The organism is Pseudomonas sp. UF-293, assembly GCF_058245595.1.
Window position 1 is genome coordinate 176,192 of sequence record NZ_JBSICA010000001.1, and the last position, 15,985, is coordinate 192,176.

Consider the following 15,985-nt stretch of genomic DNA (forward strand, 5'->3'; position numbering starts at 1 on the left):
CGACGCAATCGGCCGGCGTCTAACGGCCACAACTGATCAGGAGTTTCTCGATGAACGTTCGTCTGCTGGGTTTGGTGCTGGGCCTGGGTTTGGCTTTACCGGTGGTTGCACAGGCACAAATGCTGCAGCCGGGATTGTGGGAGATGACTTCGAGCAATCTGAAGGTCGATGATCAGGCCATGGACGTGCAATCGATTCTTGGCCAGATTCAAGGTCAGATCACCCCGCAGCAGCGTGCGGCGCTGGAGAAGAACGGCATCAATATCGGCGGTAAAGGCATCCGCGCTTGCCTGACGCCACAACAGGTCGCGACCAACGACATTCCGTTGGCCGACCCGCAATCGGGTTGCAAACAACAGATCACCGAACGCACCGTCAACCAATGGAAATTCCGCTTCAGCTGCCCGAAAGCCCAGGGCACCGGCGTGGCGACATTCCTCAGTGACCGCGAGTTCACCACCGTCGCCAATGGCACCTTCAACGCTATCGGTATCAACCAGAAGGGCAGCCTGGAAACCCGTGCGGTTTGGCTGGGTCAGGACTGCGGCACGGTAAAACCTCGCGCTTGAAACCTCTGCGATTCCCACAGCTGGAATCTATTCCAACTGTGGGAGCGAGCCTGCTCGCGAATAGATCGCAAATTCGCCTCAAGTCATGGCTGACTCAACGCCTTGTACAGCGTATTGAGGTTGTATTCGAACAGCCCGGTAAAGGTGCTCGCCGGTCCACTCGCCGCCAGTGCATCCGAGTACAGCGTGCCACCGATGTGTGCGCCGCTTTCATCCGCGATCTGCTTGAGCAGGCGCGCGTCCTTGATGTTTTCCATGAACACCGCTTTGACTTTGGCCTGGCGAATCTGCGTGATCAGCGCAGCGACTTCGGCGGCGGAGGGTTCGCGTTCGGTGGACAGACCCTGTGGCGCGATAAAGTCGATGCCATAGGCCTGACCTAGATAGCCGAAGGCATCGTGGCTGGTGACAATCCTGCGGTTGCCCGGCGGCAGCCCGCCAAGTTTGCTCTTGGCTTCGGCGAGCAGAGTGTAGATCTGTTTGATATAGGTCTGGCTGTTGCGCTCGTAGTCAGCCTTGTTGGCCGGGTCAGCGGCGATCAGCGCGTTGGTGATGTTGGCGACATACAACTGGGCGTTCGCCAGGTTGTGCCAGGCGTGTGGGTCAGGAACGGTTTCGCCGTCTTCATCTAGCGAACGTGGAATCACCCCGCGACTGGCACTGATCACCGTGGCCTTGCTCTCGGTGCTGGCCACCAGCCGATCCAGCCAAGGCTCGAAACCGAGGCCGTTCTTGATGATCACTTTGGCGTTTAGCAAAGCCTTGGCATCGTCCGGGGTCGGCTCATAGGTATGCGCATCGGCGTCCGGGCCAACCAAATTGGTGATCTGCACGTGCTCGCCGCCGACCTGATGGACCATGTCGGCGAGGATGCTGAAGCTGGTCACCACCGGCAGTTTTTCGGCGGCCGACAAGGACATCGACAGCATCAGGCTGAACAGCACGAATAGAGCGCGCATCGGGAAACACCTCATTGGGATGTGAGTAAAGGCGGGCGGCGCAGCAGACCGTGAACCGGTCCCAACACCACCGACAGCAGATAGCCGAGCCCCGCGACCAGCACGATGGCCGGGCCGCTTGGCAACGAGTAGTAGAACGACAGCAGCAAACCGAGCCACACCGACACGCAGCCCATGACGGCGGCGACGGCAATCAGTATCGGCAGACGGCGACTCCAGAATCTCGACGCAGCAGCTGGAAGCATCATCAATCCCACCACCATCAGCGCGCCGATGGCCTGAAAACCGATCACCAGATTCAGTACGACGAGGGTAAGAAACACACCGTGAGCCAGAGGCCCGAGACGGCTGACTGTGCGCAAGAACAACGGGTCAAGTGTGTCCAGCAGGAGTGGTTTGTAGATCGCCGCCATGGCCATGAGGCTGCCGGCCGAGACCCACAGCATGCCGGTCAGCGTCGGCCCGTCTACGGCCAACGCTGAGCCGAACAGCAAATGCAAAAGGTCGAGGCGTTTGCCGGCAATGCCGAGAATCAGCACGCCGCTGGCGAGTGAGATCGGATAGATTGCGGCGAGGCTGGCGTCCTCGCGCAGACCCGTGCGCCGGGTGATCCAGGCCGCAAGTCCGGCCATGCTCAGCCCGGCGCCGAGGCCTCCGAACGTCAGAGCAGGGAGGCTCAGACCGGCAAACCAGAATCCCAACGCTGCACCAGGGAGAATGCCGTGGGCGACGGCGTCACCGATCAGGCTCATACGCCTGAGAATCAGAAACACGCCCAACGGCGCAGTGCTGCACGCCAGCACCAGGCCGCCGACCAGGGCGCGGCGCATGAACACGAATTCGCTGAACGGCTGCCAGAAATGGTCGAGGGTAGCGAGCATCAGGCGACCTGCATGTGCGGTGTCGGCTGGATCAGTTCCTGGCTGGTTCCATACACGCACTCGGCGTTTTTGATCAGCAGGGTATGCGGAATGTGTTGGCGGACAGCGGCCAGGTCATGGCAGACCACGACCAGTGTCCGACCCTCGGCGTGCCAGTGGTGGATGTGTTGCCAAAGCAGTTGCTGGCCGAGTTCGTCAAGTGCGGCGTGAGGTTCATCCAGCAATAGCACCGGGGCATCCGCGAGACTCAGACGTGCGAGCAAGGCGCGTTGTAACTCACCGCCTGACAGAGCCATCAACGGACGCTGTTCGAGTCCACTTAAGTGCCAGTCTTCCAATGCGTTGTTGAGTCGCTGCGTGCGTAGTTGTGTCGACAGCCGTCGGCCCCAGAAACCTGCGGCGATGAGCTCTTGGAGGCTGATTGGAAACTGGCGATCAAGGTGCTGCTGTTGCGGCAGGAAGGAAATTCCGCTTTGCCGGGGAACCGCCATTTCTACCGTGCCAGCCAGAGGTTTTTGCAAACCGGCGATGACCTTCAGCAGGCTGCTTTTGCCGCAGCCGTTGGCGCCGATGACGGCCGTCAGGCTGGCGCTTGCGAATTCAAGACTCAGAGGCGTCGTCAGCGGTTGGCCGGGTGCGCCCCAGACCAATGATTGGCAGCGGATCATTTGCGCTCCCGTCGCCAGCTGCTTTCGGCGACGGCGTCATGGGCATGCAGGCTTTCGGCGTGGATCACGCGGATGTGGAATTGGTTGATACCAGGCGTGCGCTGCAGTGCCAGGTTGAGGCGGCGGGCGGCGTCTTCGCAGAACATCAGGTTTTGCCCGTTGGCGAGAGCGAAGGCTTGTTCGTCGGGGCGCTTCACTGCGGTCTGAACCGCAGTGCCCAACGCTGCTTCAGCGTCATTGATGATCGCGGTCAGCGGTAGCTCGTCGATGAAATTGTCGAGATGCAGGTGCAGTTGTGCGAAGCTGCGTTGACTGTGCGGAGTGGCTACGATCCCTTTGGTTGAACCTAGCCACGCCAGAACATCCGCGTGTTGCAGAGCCTTGTTGGCGAAATCTTCGACGAATTGCTGCTGGATCAATTGCCTTGCCAAGGCTGCGGAGCAGGGGCATGTCGAGGAATAGGGCACCTCGATTTTTAGTTCCACGTGGAACATTTGCTGTTTCACGCTGGCTGAAATGGTTGCCGGATAAGATTTCCAGCCGGCCAACGAACTGATCAGCGCGGCTCGTTTCAGCAGCACGTCGGTGTGAATGTTCAGATGTGCGCTGGCGGATAGACCTTGGTGACTTTGCAGAAAACGCTTGAGTACTTGATGCAGCAAAGCGGGAGAAAGGCTTCGCTGTTCGAGGGCTTCGAGTGCCAGATACAGCCTCGACATGTGAATCCCGCGCGCATCGCCATCATCGAGACTTACGCCAGCGTCTACTTTGGCGCTGAGGCGTTGGCCTCCAAGCAAAACGGGAAGAGCGATCCCGTGCATTCCCACCCAATCGAGAGGCAATGTCTGGCGGGCAGATTGAGCGGCGATATCTGGAAGAGTAAGAGAATTCATGGTTGAGACCGTCGTGTTGATCTCTTTTTACGTTACATTATAACAATCCATTCAGCGACGCTTTTTTCATGAAAAGGTTTTCACTAGCAGCCCGTCATCCGGCTGCAAGTGAACCTTGCGCTGCTCCCTCCCGAGCTGGAAAAGCGGTTGATGGTCGTCCACCCGACACGACGGGTATAGCCAACCCAAGCCTCGCCATCAGAGGCAATGCCGGTAAAAAAGGTTAATTGGCCGAAGCGGCTGTTGGTCTGCGCCCAATAGCGATGGCCGTCCTTCTCGAATCCGCGCAGGTAAAGCGTGGAACCTACCGTATTGACGCTATAGGCATTGCCGTCGGCGTCTACACAGGCCAGCAGATTAGCGCTGCGTGTGCAGTGCGCGAGCGCCGGCATTTGCGCTTGGGCTTGACCGGCCAGCGACGTAGCAAAGCTCAAAAGCAAGTATTTCAGAGCATTGTTCATCGCGAATTTCCACGTCGATGGTGAGGCAATTTGCGAAATCTCCTGCGTCGGACTGGTAAGCTCGAGTTGTTATACTATAACATCAATCGTAACCAGCCTGAGCTGCCGATCACAATCATTTGCCTTCATTGAGCCGAGTACATGAAGCGCAAAGCCCCAGGCGCACTCTCAAACGCGCCAATCGGCTGCCATCAATGAGGATTATCCAATGTCAGCCAAATTGCCGGTCACCGTACTTTCAGGATTTCTTGGGGCCGGAAAAAGTACACTTCTGAATTACGTACTACGTAACCGAGACGGTTTGCGCGTTGCGGTGATCGTCAACGATATGAGCGAGATCAACATCGATGGTAGCGAAGTCCAGCGCGATGTCAGTCTGAACCGTGCAGAAGAAAAACTCATTGAGATGAGCAACGGCTGTATCTGCTGTACGTTACGTGAAGATCTACTGGAAGAAGTCAGTAAACTGGCTCGCGAGGATCGTTTCGATTATTTGCTGATCGAATCCACCGGTATTTCCGAACCGCTCCCAGTCGCGGAAACCTTCACCTTCCGCGATGAACAGGGGCAAAGCCTCGCCGACATCGCTCGCCTGGATACCATGGTCACCGTGGTCGACGGTGTGAATTTCCTGCTCGATTACCAGGCTGCCGAAAGCCTTGCCTCTCGCGGCGAAATTCTCGGTGAAGAAGACGAGCGTTCCATCACCGATCTGTTGATCGAACAGATCGAATTCGCCGACGTTCTGCTGATCAGCAAAATCGACCTGATCAGCCAGCACGAGCGCGAAGAGCTCACTGCCATCCTCAGTCGCCTCAATGCCCAGGCTGAAATCATTCCAATGGTGATGGGCGAAATCCCACTGGAGAAAATCCTCAACAGCGGTCGTTTCGATTTCGAGAAAGCCGCACAAGCGCCCGGATGGCTACAGGAACTGCGCGGTGAGCACGTCCCGGAAACACAGGAATACGGCATCGCGTCGACGGCCTACCGCGCGCGCCGGCCATTCCACCCGCAACGCTTTTTCAGCTTCATTGACCGCCCATGGCTGAACGGTAAATTGCTGCGCTCCAAAGGCTTCTTCTGGCTGGCCAGCAAACCCACCGATGCCGGTAGCTGGTCTCAGGCCGGCGGTTTGATGCGGCATGGATTCGCCGGGCGCTGGTGGCGTTTCGTAGCAAAGAATCAATGGCCGGAAGATCAGGAAAGCGTGCAGGCGATCATGGAAAACTGGACTCCAAGCGTAGGAGATTGCCGCCAGGAGCTGGTTTTCATCGGTCAGAACATCGATTTCCTGCAGCTCTCCGCCGAACTCGATGCCTGCCTTTTGACCGATGAAGAAATGGCCATGGGTGTAGAAGGCTGGCGTTTGCTGCCTGATCCATTCGGCCCGTGGCACGAAGAGGCCGCCTGATGCTCGCACTCAAGGATCAGCCGCTTCTTGCCCGTCATCAGTACCAGGGCCTGACACCGCAAACGCTGACGCGCATCCTCGAAGATCAGGCCAATCTCGCTATCTGGCAGCGCCAGCTACCCGTGCACATTGCCGATTTTGCGCAATTGGTGCTGTCGCTCAACGAGCCCCTGGCCGAGTCGCTTTGCCTGGAGTTACCTGACGAAGACGCCGAACCGGATCTCGCCGGTCTGGCTGCAGGGTTGCGTGATCTGCAAGGTTTCGAAGGTTTCATGTGCGACCTCAAATGGCTGATCAGTGCCTTCGCCTGTCTGCTGGGCGCGCGGCGTATCGGCGTGCGTTTGCGTGTGCTGGACAAGGCCATGTGTCCGCGCTTCCACGTCGATCACGTGCCGGTGCGCCTGATCACTACTTACGCTGGCATCGGCAGCCAATGGCTTGAGGAGGGTGCGATGGACCGCGCGCAACTTGGCCAGGCCAATGCCGAACCGCAAGATCCAGCGTCGATTCGTCAGCTCGACAGCGGCGACGTCGCGCTGCTCAAAGGCGAAAAGTGGCACGGTAATGAAGGCTTCGGCCTGATCCATCGTTCGCCGCAACCGGCACCCGGTGAGCGCCGTCTGTTGCTCACCCTCGACTGGCTCGGCTGACACATCAGGGCTTGCGCCAGACGCCCTGACTCTGGCCTTCGCAATATGGCTTGAGATACGCCGCATCGGTGGCCACGCCGTAATAGTGGATATCCTGGCGATAGGGCATATTGGCGACTTGCGCGTTGCTGCATACGCCGAAAGCTCCGCTCGGGCACTGGTCGACGTATTGCACCTCGACCTTCTGCCCGGCCAGCGTCGGTTGGCAGAAGCCGTCATTGAACAATTTCTGCGGAATCGTCCTGTTCTGCTGACAGACTTTGACGTCGAGCCGTTCGCCCTGCGTGTGCACCACGCAGGCCTGAGCCCACGCTTCACTCGACAGCAGCGCCAACAGCAACGACCATCCCGACCAGCGCATCTTCGATCTCCTCAATAACTGTCCGCAGAAAGTACCCGCCATGTTGCAGAACATTCCGACCCACGTCATCGCCGGCCCGTTGGGCGCCGGCAAGACCAGCCTGATTCGCCAGTTGCTGGCGCAACGGCCTGCGGACGAACGCTGGGCGGTGCTGATCAACGAGTTCGGCCAGATTGGTCTGGACGCCGCGCTGCTGACTCGCGATGCCGATGGTATCGCACTCGGTGAGGTGGCCGGGGGCTGCCTGTGTTGCGTCAACGGCGCGCCATTCCAGATCGGCCTCGGCCGGTTGCTGCGCAAGGCCAGGCCAGATCGACTGTTTATCGAGCCATCCGGACTGGGCCATCCGGCGCAGTTACTCAAGCAGTTGAGCGAGGCGCCGTGGCTGGGCGTGCTGGCTGTTCAACCGAGCGTTCTGGTTTTGGATGCTCAGGCACTGCACGCAGGCAAATCCCTGCCGGACGCCCAGCAGAAAGCGTTGGCCAGCGCGGGGTTGTTGCTGTTGAACAAGGCGCAGGATCTTGATGAAAAGGCTCGAGACAGTATCGCCACCCAGTTGCCGCCCGTCAGGCTGATATGGACGCAGCGAGCACAACTGCCCCTGAGCGAGCTGCCGGGGCTGAAAGCAAAAGCATACGAAGGCGCAGGCAATCTGCCGCTGCCCACTGGATTGGCACAGCTGCCAGCGGTCTGGAGCAATCCGGCCGAACCGATTTGCCTGAGTCAGTCACAAGAGGGCGGCTGGAGCATCGGTTGGCGCTGGCATCCGGCGCAGGTCTTTGATCAAGATCGCATTGCCCATTGGTTGAGCGGTATGAACTGGAAGCGGGCCAAACTGGTTATCCACAGCACGGATGGCTGGGTTTCGGCGAATGCGCTGGAGAATGCCGAGCTGGAATGGCAGGTAAGTGAATGGCGAAGAGATTCGCGGATCGAGCTGATTTTCAGTGGTCTTGAGGAAGTTGAAGTACTTCAGGCGGGGCTCGCTGCCTGCCGAAAGCTTTAGAAGCAAAAGATCGCAGCCTTCGGCAGCTCCTACATGACGTGCATGTACGCGCCGGTGTTGTGGCGTTTCAAGGCTTCCACTTGGTATGTTCCTGGCGCCACTGGCTCAACTCGATGACTTCCGCGCGAGGCTTGTGCACTTCGACCACCGGCGGCGTATCGTCGAACGGCGCCGGGTAGGGTGCCAGTTCAATCTGCGCACTGTGCGCGCCGAACTGGGTGACGGTGCCGTTGTGGCGGCTCTCGCCGGTCACGGTGAACTCGAAGTTGTAGACCCGCGCCAGTCGTCGGCGACCGTTGGCATCCTTGATCAGGCCGATCTTTTTCAGCGCGACGTTACCGTCCAGCAGCTCGACGCCGACATTGGTGCAATGCTGCTTGACCCGTTCCAGCGCGCGCTCGCGCAGGCCGTGGTTGTGCCATAGCCAGGCACCAGCGGCGGCGAACAGCATCAGCACGAAGATGTTTTCCAGGGTCAGCATCTACATCGAACTCCAAATGATGGCGTCAGCTTAACTGTCTCGCCGGTCTGTCGTACAGGCTGTGTTTCGTCGCATACTGCGCGGCTTGAATTTCAATCGTTTTACGGAATGACCCGAATGAAACGTACGCCTCATCTGCTCGCCATCCAGTCCCACGTGGTGTTTGGCCACGCCGGCAACAGTGCTGCGGTTTTTCCGATGCAGCGCGTCGGGGTCAACGTCTGGCCGCTCAACACCGTGCAGTTTTCCAACCATACCCAGTATGGTCAGTGGGCCGGTGAAGTGCTGGCGCCGCAGCAGATTCCCGAGCTGATCGAAGGCATCGCCGCGATTGGCGAGCTGGGCAACTGCGACGCGGTGCTCTCCGGCTACCTCGGCAGCGCCGCGCAGGGCCGGGCGATTCTCAGCGGTGTGGCGCGAATCAAAGCGGTCAATCCGAAGATGCTGTATCTGTGTGATCCGGTGATGGGCCATCCGGAGAAGGGCTGCAGCGTACCCACCGAAGTCAGCGATTTCCTCCTCGATGAAGCTGCGGCCGTGGCGGACATCATGTGCCCGAACCAGTTGGAGCTGGACAGTTTTTCCGGGCGCAAGCCACAGTCGCTGTTCGATTGCCTGGCGATGGCGCGGGCGCTGCTGGCGCGCGGGCCGAAAGCGGTACTGGTCAAGCATCTGGATTACCCAGGCAAACCGGCCGATGGTTTTGAAATGCTGCTGGTGACTGCCGAAGGCAGCTGGCATCTGCGCCGTCCCTTGCTGGCGTTTCCGCGTCAGCCGGTGGGCGTGGGCGATCTGACCTCTGGTCTGTTCCTGGCGCGGGTGTTGCTGGGTGACAGCCTGCTGGCAGCGTTCGAATTCACCGCAGCAGCGGTGCATGAGGTGTTGCTGGAAACCCAGGCGTGCGCCAGTTACGAGCTGCAACTGGTGCGGGCGCAGGATCGCATTGCGCATCCGCGGGTGAAGTTCGAGGCTACAGCGATCAGTCTGTAATCTCGTCGTTGTTCAAAAAAGATCGCAGCCTTCGGCAGCTCCTACATGGGTTTGCATTCCAAAATGTAGGAGCTGCCGAAGGCTGCGATCTTTTGCTTTTTGGTCTCAGGCGTCGCCCTTGATCTCCTGATAACGCTTCTCCAGTTCCTGGCGAATCTGCCGGCGCTGCTGCGCCTGCATGAAGCGGCGCTTGTCTTCGCTGTTCTGCGGTTGCAACGGCGGCACGGCGGCCGGTTTGCGCTGATCATCCACCGCGACCATGGTGAAGAAACAGCTGTTGGTGTGGCGCACCGAGCGTTCGCGGATGTTTTCGGTGACCACTTTGATGCCGACTTCCATCGACGTGTTGCCGGTGTAGTTGACCGAGGCCAGGAACGTCACCAGTTCGCCGACATGAATCGGCTCACGGAAAATCACCTGATCCACCGACAGGGTCACCACGTAGCGCCCGGCATAACGGCTGGCGCAGGCGTAAGCCACTTCGTCGAGGTATTTGAGCAGGGTGCCGCCGTGGACATTGCCAGAGAAGTTGGCCATGTCGGGGGTCATCAGTACCGTCATCGACAGCTGGGCGTTTCCGGGTTCCATAACGTTCTCACGGATCAAGGCTGATTGCAGGAAGCGCCTCTGCGGGCACCTGGTAGCTTTTCAAAAAGCACCGTTATCGGGACGCCGCGCGGCGGGCCGCCGTCACGCCGGTAGCGATCTGTTTCCATATATTGCACCGGCTTCCAGAGCGAAGTCGCGGTGTTAACCTGCAAAAGCCCTGCCCAAGGGCAATTCCTACATTAAAAGCGGATTTTTACCCTGCTCGCGCAGAACGTCTGACGTCTGTCCGCGCGCCTCGTCATCAAGGAGACCACGCCATGCATGCCATCAGTTTTATTCAGGACCTGGCAGTGATCATGCTGGTCGCAGGCGTGGTGACCGTGCTGTTCCACCGTTTCAAGCAGCCGGTGGTACTCGGCTACATCGTTGCCGGCTTCATCATTGGCCCGCACACGCCGCCGTTCGGCCTGATCCACGATGAAGAAACCATCAAGACCCTGGCCGAACTCGGGGTGATCTTCCTGATGTTCTGTCTCGGCCTGGAGTTCAGCCTGCGCAAGTTGTTCAAGGTCGGCGCGACAGCGTTCATTGCCGCGTTTCTCGAAATCATCCTGATGATCTGGATCGGCTACGAAATCGGCCGCTGGTTCGACTGGAACACCATGGATTCGTTATTCCTTGGCGCGATTCTGGCGATCTCCTCAACCACCATCATCGTCAAGGCGTTGAATGACCTGAAGATGAAAAACGAGCGCTTTGCGCAGTTGATCTTCGGCGTGCTGATTGTCGAGGACATCCTTGGCATCGGCATCATTGCGCTGCTGTCGAGCATCGCCGTCAGTGGCACGGTGAGCTCGGGGGAAGTATTTTCAACGGTCGGCAAGCTGTCGCTGTTCATGATCGTCGCGCTGGTCATCGGCATTCTGTTGGTGCCGCGTTTGCTGGCCTATGTGGCGAAATTCGAAAGCAACGAGATGCTGCTGATCACCGTGCTCGGCCTGTGTTTCGGCTTCTGCCTGCTGGTGGTCAAGCTTGAATACAGCATGGTTCTAGGCGCTTTCCTGATCGGTGCGATCATGGCCGAGTCGCGGCAATTACTGAAAATCGAACGACTGGTCGAGCCGGTTCGCGACCTGTTCAGTGCGATCTTCTTCGTCGCCATCGGGCTGATGCTCGACCCGCTGATTCTCATCGAATACGCCTGGCCGATCGCGGTGATCACCGTGGCTGTGGTGCTTGGCAAGATGTTGTCCTGCGGCCTCGGTGCGTTTATCGCCGGCAATGACGGACGGACTTCGCTGCGGGTCGGCATGGGTCTGTCACAGATCGGCGAATTTTCCTTCATCATCGCCGCGCTGGGCATGACTTTGCAGGTCACCAGCAACTTCCTCTATCCGGTCGCTGTGGCCGTGTCGGTAATCACCACGCTGCTGACGCCATACCTGATTCGCGCGGCGGACCCGCTGTCGATCAAGCTCGCGGCCGCCGTGCCCAAGCGTCTCGGGCGGGTGCTCGGCATGTATGGCGAGTGGTTGCGCAGCATTCAGCCGCAAGGCGAGGGCGCGATGCTGGCGTCGATGATCCGGCGGATTCTGTTGCAGGTCGGGGTCAATCTGGCGCTGGTGATTGCGATCTTCTTTGCCGGCGCGTACTTCGCCGAGCGCATGTCGTTGTGGCTGCAGGACTGGATCAGCGATCCGAGCTGGCAAAAGGCACTGATCTGGGGCGGTGCGTTGTTGGTGTCGCTACCGTTCCTGATTGCCGCTTATCGCAAGCTCAAGGCGCTGTCGATGCTGCTGGCGGAGATGGGCGTCAAGCCGGAGATGGCCGGGCGTCACACGCAGCGAGTGCGCCGGGTGATCGCCGAAGTGATCCCGATTCTCTCGCTGCTGGTGATTTTCCTGCTGTTGGCAGCCTTGTCGGCCAGTATCCTGCCGACCAACAAGCTGCTGGTGCTGATTGCCGTGGTCGCCGCTGCGGTAGCGGCGCTGCTGTGGCGGTGGTTCATCCGCGTGCATACGCGGATGCAGGTGGCCTTGCTGGAAACCCTCGACAACCACAAGGAATCGTCGGGGCATTGACCAGCCGGGGCGTGTGGCGGATCAGCTTTCCAGCCAGACGTCCCGCGCCCAGTGCCACACCGATTCCCAGGTTTCTTCAGCAATCAGTTCTTCTTCGGCCTGCCACAGCACCACGGTGCCGTCTTCTTCGACACAGTAATAGTCATCGCCGTCCTGACAGATCGGGATCAAGCTGCGGTCAACGCCCACGTCCCATGCATTGGCGGCGACGTCCGGCAGATAGGTGTGTGATTGCGGGTCGGTGACCGTCACAGGCTCGAGGCTGCCATAGACCACATCGCTGACGGTCAGCAAAAATTCTTTGAAGACGAACGGAATGTCGATGAACAGTTGTTCTTCGATTTCCACCAGCAGGTCTTCGTCAGGCAATTCCAAAGGAACCGGCACGGGTTCGTTGGCTTCGCGCAGTTGTTCGATGATTTCTTCCACGTCCGGGATCCTCTTGCTGAATGGCGCGGTTTATATGGGCCGGTTTATACAGTAGCTCGCTATAGATGCAACCGTGAAATGAAAAACCCCGGCCGAGGCCGGGGTTCTGTTACCGCAAGTGAAGCGCAGCAGGGATCAGCCGTTCTGGCGGATACCGGCGACCAGCCAAGGCTGGTTGTCGCCCTGCGGACGTTCCATGTTCCAGCTTTCGCTGAACACTTCGCCCTGGTCGAAACGCGAGGTTTTCGACACGCCGGTGAAGGTCAGGGTGGCGATGGTCTTGTCGGCACGATCGTCGACGCCGTCCAGTTGCACCTGCAGGTTGTCGATGTAGGTCGACTGGAAGCCGTCGCCCAGGTCGGCACGCTCACGCTTGAGGAACTCGAGCATTTGCGGGGTCACGAACTCGGCGATCTTGTCCATTTCGTTGGCGTCCCAGTGCTGCTGCAGCGACTGGAAGTGGCTGCGCGCGGCTTCAAGGAAGCGCTGTTCGTTGAACCAGGCCGGTGCGTTGATCACTGGACGGGCGGCAGCCGGAGCAGCCGAACCACCGAAGATCGAACCCATGGCGGCAGGTTTCTGTTCGAACACTTCACGCTGCATCGGCGCGCCGGCCGGAGCGAATTGCTCCTGCTGCTTGCGACGACGGGCGGCGATGAAGCGGAAGATCACGAACGCGATCAGGGCCATGATCAGGATGTCGAAGATCTGCATGCCCTGGAAGCCGTCGCCCATGAACATCGACGCCAGCAGGCCACCAGCGGCAATACCCGCCAATGGGCCGAGCCAGCGCGAAGCACCACCGGCCTTGGCCGCGGCGCCAGCAGCACCGGCAGCGCCAGCGGTCGCTGCTGCGCCGCCCACGCCAGGAGAAGAAGGAGCCATCTGGCTGGTCTGGTGCGTCGGCGCAGCGCCGGCGCTTTTGCCACCACCAAAGCGCTTGGCGTTGGCGTCGAGGCTCATCGTCAGGCCGATGCACAACGCCATGGCGATGCTAAGAAAACGTTTCATAAAGGGTATTCCCGTTTTGTGGAGACACGCGCGCCATGTTGCACAGCTGAAGTGTTACTGGCTAGCGAGAGAGTGTTTCGGGCTTTTGCCTGACAGGTCGCGTTCAGCTTGGCGAGGCAATCAGCCGATGTACTTTTGTCTGTAGGAAAAGACGATAGGTTCAGAGGGATTGATGCACTTGAGCCGCATACCCTGTGGGAGCGAGCCTGCTCGCGAAGGCGTCGTGTCAGACAAATGAATGCTTGATGACACAGCGCTTTCGCGAGCAGGCTCGCTCCGACATTGGGTTCAGTGCCGGTGGTTAGATCGCTTCCAGCTTGGCATAGCCGAGCATCAGCCACTTGCTGCCTTCGCTGAAGTTCACCTGCACCCGGGCCTGGGCGCCGGAGCCTTCGAAGTTGAGGATCACCCCTTCGCCAAAGATCGAGTGACGGACAGCCTGACCGAGCACGAAACCGGTTTCCGGAATCTCGCTGCCGCTGAACAGATTGCTGCCGCTCATCGACTGGTTGCCGCCGAACGGTCGGCTGACGCTGTTGGACAGACGCACTTCCTGAATCAGGCCTTTCGGCACTTCCCGTACGAAACGCGACACCTTGTTGTAGGTTTCGCTGCCGTACAGGCGCCGGGTTTCCGCATAGGTCATCACCAGATTCTGCATCGCCCGGGTGATACCGACGTAAGCCAGACGCCGTTCTTCCTCGAGACGCCCCGGTTCTTCCAGGCTCATCTTGTGCGGGAACAGGCCTTCTTCCATGCCCACGAGGAACACGTAAGGGAATTCCAGACCTTTGGCGCTGTGCAGGGTCATCAGTTGCACACTGTCTTCGTGCTCGTCGGCCTGAGTGTCGCCGGCCTCCAGCGAAGCATGGCCGAGGAACGCCGCCAGTGGCGTGAGTTCTTCGTCCTCTTCGGTGTTCTCGAAGTTGCGCGCGGCGCTGACCAGTTCCTCAAGGTTTTCTACCCGGGCCTGGCCTTTTTCGCCTTTTTCCGCTTCGTGATAGGCGATCAGGCCAGACTGCTCGATGACGGTTTGCGTCATCAGGTGCAGCGGCATCTCGGCGCACTTGGCGGCGAGGTTCTCGATCAGTTCGATAAATGCACCGAGCGCACTCGCGGCGCGCCCGGTCAGGCCTTTGTTGGCCACCAGTAGGCGCATTGCTTCCCACATCGACACATCGCTGTGCCGCGCATGCTCGCGAATCGCTTCGACGGTTTTCTCGCCGATGCCGCGGGCCGGCACGTTGATCACCCGCTCCAGCGCCGCGTCGTTGCCACGACCTTCAAGCAAGCGCAGGTAGGCCATGGCGTTCTTGATTTCCGCGCGTTCGAAGAAGCGCTGCCCGCCATAGATGCGGTACGGGATGCGCTCACGCAGCAGGGCTTCTTCGAGCACTCGCGACTGGGCATTGGAGCGGTACAGAATCGCGATATCGCTACGGGCCAGACCGGTTTTCAGCGCGCTTTCGATGGTTTCCACCACGTAGCGCGCTTCGTCGTGTTCATTGAACGCGGCGTACAGATTGATCGCTTCGCCGTCGCCACCGTCGGTCCACAGCTCTTTACCCAAGCGTCCGGTGTTGTTGGCGATCAGCGCGTTGGCGGCTTTGAGGATGCCGGCGGTGGAGCGGTAGTTCTGCTCCAGACGAATCGTCTCGGAGTCCGGGAAGTCGGACGAGTACTGATGAATGTTCTCGATCTTCGCGCCGCGCCAGCCGTAAATCGACTGGTCGTCGTCGCCGACCACCATCAGGCTGTCGCCGCCCTTGCCGAGCAGGCGCAACCAGGCGTACTGCACGGCGTTGGTATCCTGGAACTCGTCGACCAGAATATGCCGGAAGCGCTTTTGGTAGTGCGCCAGCAGGCCGGGGTGATCGCGCCACAGGTCGAGTGCGCGCAGCAGCAGTTCGGAGAAATCGATCACGCCGGCACGCAGGCACGCTGCCTCGTAGGCTTCGTAGATGCCGCGCATGGTGGCGAGGAACAGGTCGCCGCTGGCCTGAATGTGTTGCGGTCGCAGACCTTCGTCTTTCTGGCCGTTGATGAACCACTGCGCCTGCCGCGCCGGCCAGCGTTGCTCGTCCAGACCCAGCTCGCGGATCACCCGCTTGACCAGCCGCTGCTGGTCATCGCTGTCGAGAATCTGGAAGGTCTGGCTCAGGCCCGCTTCCTGCCAATGCGCCCGCAGCAAGCGGTGCGCGAGGCCGTGGAAGGTGCCGACCCACATGCCGGCCGGGTTGATGCCCAGCAACTGCTCGATGCGATGGCGCATCTCGGCAGCGGCCTTGTTGGTGAAGGTCACCGACAGGATGGAGTGAGGCGAGGCGTTTTCGACCTGGATCAACCAGGCGATACGGTGCACCAGCACTCGGGTTTTACCGGAACCGGCGCCGGCCAGGACCAACTGACGGCCAACGGGGGCTGCTACGGCCTGGCGTTGGGCATCGTTGAGGGAGTTCAGCAGAAGGGAGAGATCATCGCGCATCGGGGCATTCTAGGGTGCGCCGCAGGCCCGGGCAAACCGTGCGTTGCATTAGCCGATGAAAGTGCTGCCGATGACGACCGGTCGGTCACTGGCTGCA

General features: G+C 59.7%; 17 protein-coding genes. 6 read left to right on the forward strand and 11 right to left on the reverse strand.

All coding sequences use genetic code 11. The features are described from left to right. Positions 1 to 50 precede the first annotated feature (50 nt). Complete coding sequence (locus AC4IHP_RS00825; RefSeq protein ID WP_490830649.1) at positions 51 to 569, forward strand: DUF3617 domain-containing protein; 519 nt, start codon at positions 51 to 53, stop codon at positions 567 to 569. 83 nt (positions 570 to 652) lie between these two features. Here AC4IHP_RS00825 and AC4IHP_RS00830 read toward each other — a convergent pair whose 3' ends face one another. From AC4IHP_RS00830 to AC4IHP_RS00850, 5 genes are all read right to left on the reverse strand, one after another. Next, positions 653 to 1,528: a metal ABC transporter substrate-binding protein gene (locus AC4IHP_RS00830; RefSeq protein WP_490830650.1), complete on the reverse strand. Its 876-nt coding sequence runs from the start codon at positions 1,526 to 1,528 to the stop codon at positions 653 to 655. Positions 1,529 to 1,539: 11 nt separating this feature from the next. Continuing rightward, entirely contained in the window at positions 1,540 to 2,409 is an 870-nt protein-coding gene (locus AC4IHP_RS00835; protein ID WP_460122450.1) for a metal ABC transporter permease, read from the reverse strand. Beyond that, positions 2,409 to 3,077: a metal ABC transporter ATP-binding protein gene (locus tag AC4IHP_RS00840; protein WP_490830651.1), complete on the reverse strand. Its 669-nt coding sequence runs from the start codon at positions 3,075 to 3,077 to the stop codon at positions 2,409 to 2,411. The genes AC4IHP_RS00835 and AC4IHP_RS00840 overlap by 1 nt, the downstream gene beginning before the upstream one ends. Further along, positions 3,074 to 3,970 (reverse strand): GTP cyclohydrolase FolE2, encoded by an 897-nt coding sequence (gene folE2 / locus AC4IHP_RS00845; RefSeq protein WP_490830652.1) that lies wholly within the window; start codon positions 3,968 to 3,970, stop codon positions 3,074 to 3,076. The genes AC4IHP_RS00840 and folE2 overlap by 4 nt, the downstream gene beginning before the upstream one ends. An 83-nt stretch (positions 3,971 to 4,053) precedes the next feature. Beyond that, complete coding sequence (locus AC4IHP_RS00850) at positions 4,054 to 4,431, reverse strand: glutamine synthetase (RefSeq protein ID WP_186568754.1); 378 nt, start codon at positions 4,429 to 4,431, stop codon at positions 4,054 to 4,056. A gap of 208 nt (positions 4,432 to 4,639) precedes the next feature. Between AC4IHP_RS00850 and zigA the strand changes: the two genes are divergently transcribed. Continuing rightward, positions 4,640 to 5,845, forward strand: a complete 1,206-nt coding sequence (gene zigA / locus AC4IHP_RS00855) for a zinc metallochaperone GTPase ZigA (RefSeq protein ID WP_490830653.1) — start codon at positions 4,640 to 4,642, stop codon at positions 5,843 to 5,845. Further along, complete coding sequence (locus tag AC4IHP_RS00860) at positions 5,845 to 6,495, forward strand: DUF1826 domain-containing protein (protein ID WP_490830654.1); 651 nt, start codon at positions 5,845 to 5,847, stop codon at positions 6,493 to 6,495. The genes zigA and AC4IHP_RS00860 overlap by 1 nt, the downstream gene beginning before the upstream one ends. 4 nt (positions 6,496 to 6,499) lie before the next feature. Here AC4IHP_RS00860 and AC4IHP_RS00865 read toward each other — a convergent pair whose 3' ends face one another. Further along, entirely contained in the window at positions 6,500 to 6,856 is a 357-nt protein-coding gene (locus AC4IHP_RS00865) for an NADH:ubiquinone oxidoreductase (protein WP_212617469.1), read from the reverse strand. Positions 6,857 to 6,896: 40 nt separating this feature from the next. Here AC4IHP_RS00865 and AC4IHP_RS00870 point away from each other — a divergent pair, with 40 nt between their 5' ends. Beyond that, a complete protein-coding gene (locus AC4IHP_RS00870) occupies positions 6,897 to 7,862 on the forward strand; it encodes a CobW family GTP-binding protein (protein ID WP_490830655.1) in 966 nt (321 codons plus the stop codon). Positions 7,863 to 7,929: 67 nt separating this feature from the next. Here AC4IHP_RS00870 and AC4IHP_RS00875 read toward each other — a convergent pair whose 3' ends face one another. Further along, positions 7,930 to 8,343 carry a DUF3301 domain-containing protein gene (locus AC4IHP_RS00875; protein ID WP_076564658.1) on the reverse strand — a complete coding sequence of 138 codons (414 nt, stop codon included), beginning with the start codon at positions 8,341 to 8,343 and terminating at the stop codon, positions 7,930 to 7,932. Positions 8,344 to 8,460: 117 nt separating this feature from the next. Here AC4IHP_RS00875 and pdxY point away from each other — a divergent pair, with 117 nt between their 5' ends. Then, on the forward strand, positions 8,461 to 9,333 hold the full coding sequence (pdxY, locus tag AC4IHP_RS00880; protein ID WP_042608042.1) for a pyridoxal kinase PdxY: 873 nt from the start codon (positions 8,461 to 8,463) through the stop codon (positions 9,331 to 9,333). A 105-nt stretch (positions 9,334 to 9,438) separates the two neighbouring features. On the opposite strand, the gene AC4IHP_RS00885 is transcribed toward pdxY, so the two are convergent. Continuing rightward, positions 9,439 to 9,921: an acyl-CoA thioesterase gene (locus tag AC4IHP_RS00885; RefSeq protein WP_016772447.1), complete on the reverse strand. Its 483-nt coding sequence runs from the start codon at positions 9,919 to 9,921 to the stop codon at positions 9,439 to 9,441. Between the two features lie 278 nt (positions 9,922 to 10,199). Between AC4IHP_RS00885 and AC4IHP_RS00890 the strand changes: the two genes are divergently transcribed. After that, positions 10,200 to 11,963: a cation:proton antiporter gene (locus AC4IHP_RS00890; protein ID WP_460122434.1), complete on the forward strand. Its 1,764-nt coding sequence runs from the start codon at positions 10,200 to 10,202 to the stop codon at positions 11,961 to 11,963. A gap of 21 nt (positions 11,964 to 11,984) precedes the next feature. Here AC4IHP_RS00890 and AC4IHP_RS00895 read toward each other — a convergent pair whose 3' ends face one another. The 3 genes from AC4IHP_RS00895 to uvrD form a co-directional block, all read right to left on the reverse strand. Then, on the reverse strand, positions 11,985 to 12,392 hold the full coding sequence (locus AC4IHP_RS00895) for an SMI1/KNR4 family protein (protein ID WP_038359443.1): 408 nt from the start codon (positions 12,390 to 12,392) through the stop codon (positions 11,985 to 11,987). Between the two features lie 135 nt (positions 12,393 to 12,527). Beyond that, positions 12,528 to 13,403: a Tim44 domain-containing protein gene (locus tag AC4IHP_RS00900; RefSeq protein ID WP_122506273.1), complete on the reverse strand. Its 876-nt coding sequence runs from the start codon at positions 13,401 to 13,403 to the stop codon at positions 12,528 to 12,530. A gap of 301 nt (positions 13,404 to 13,704) precedes the next feature. Beyond that, positions 13,705 to 15,888, reverse strand: coding sequence for a DNA helicase II (gene uvrD, locus AC4IHP_RS00905; RefSeq protein ID WP_186568764.1), 2,184 nt, complete (start codon positions 15,886 to 15,888; stop codon positions 13,705 to 13,707). Between the last annotated feature and the right edge of the window lie 97 nt (positions 15,889 to 15,985).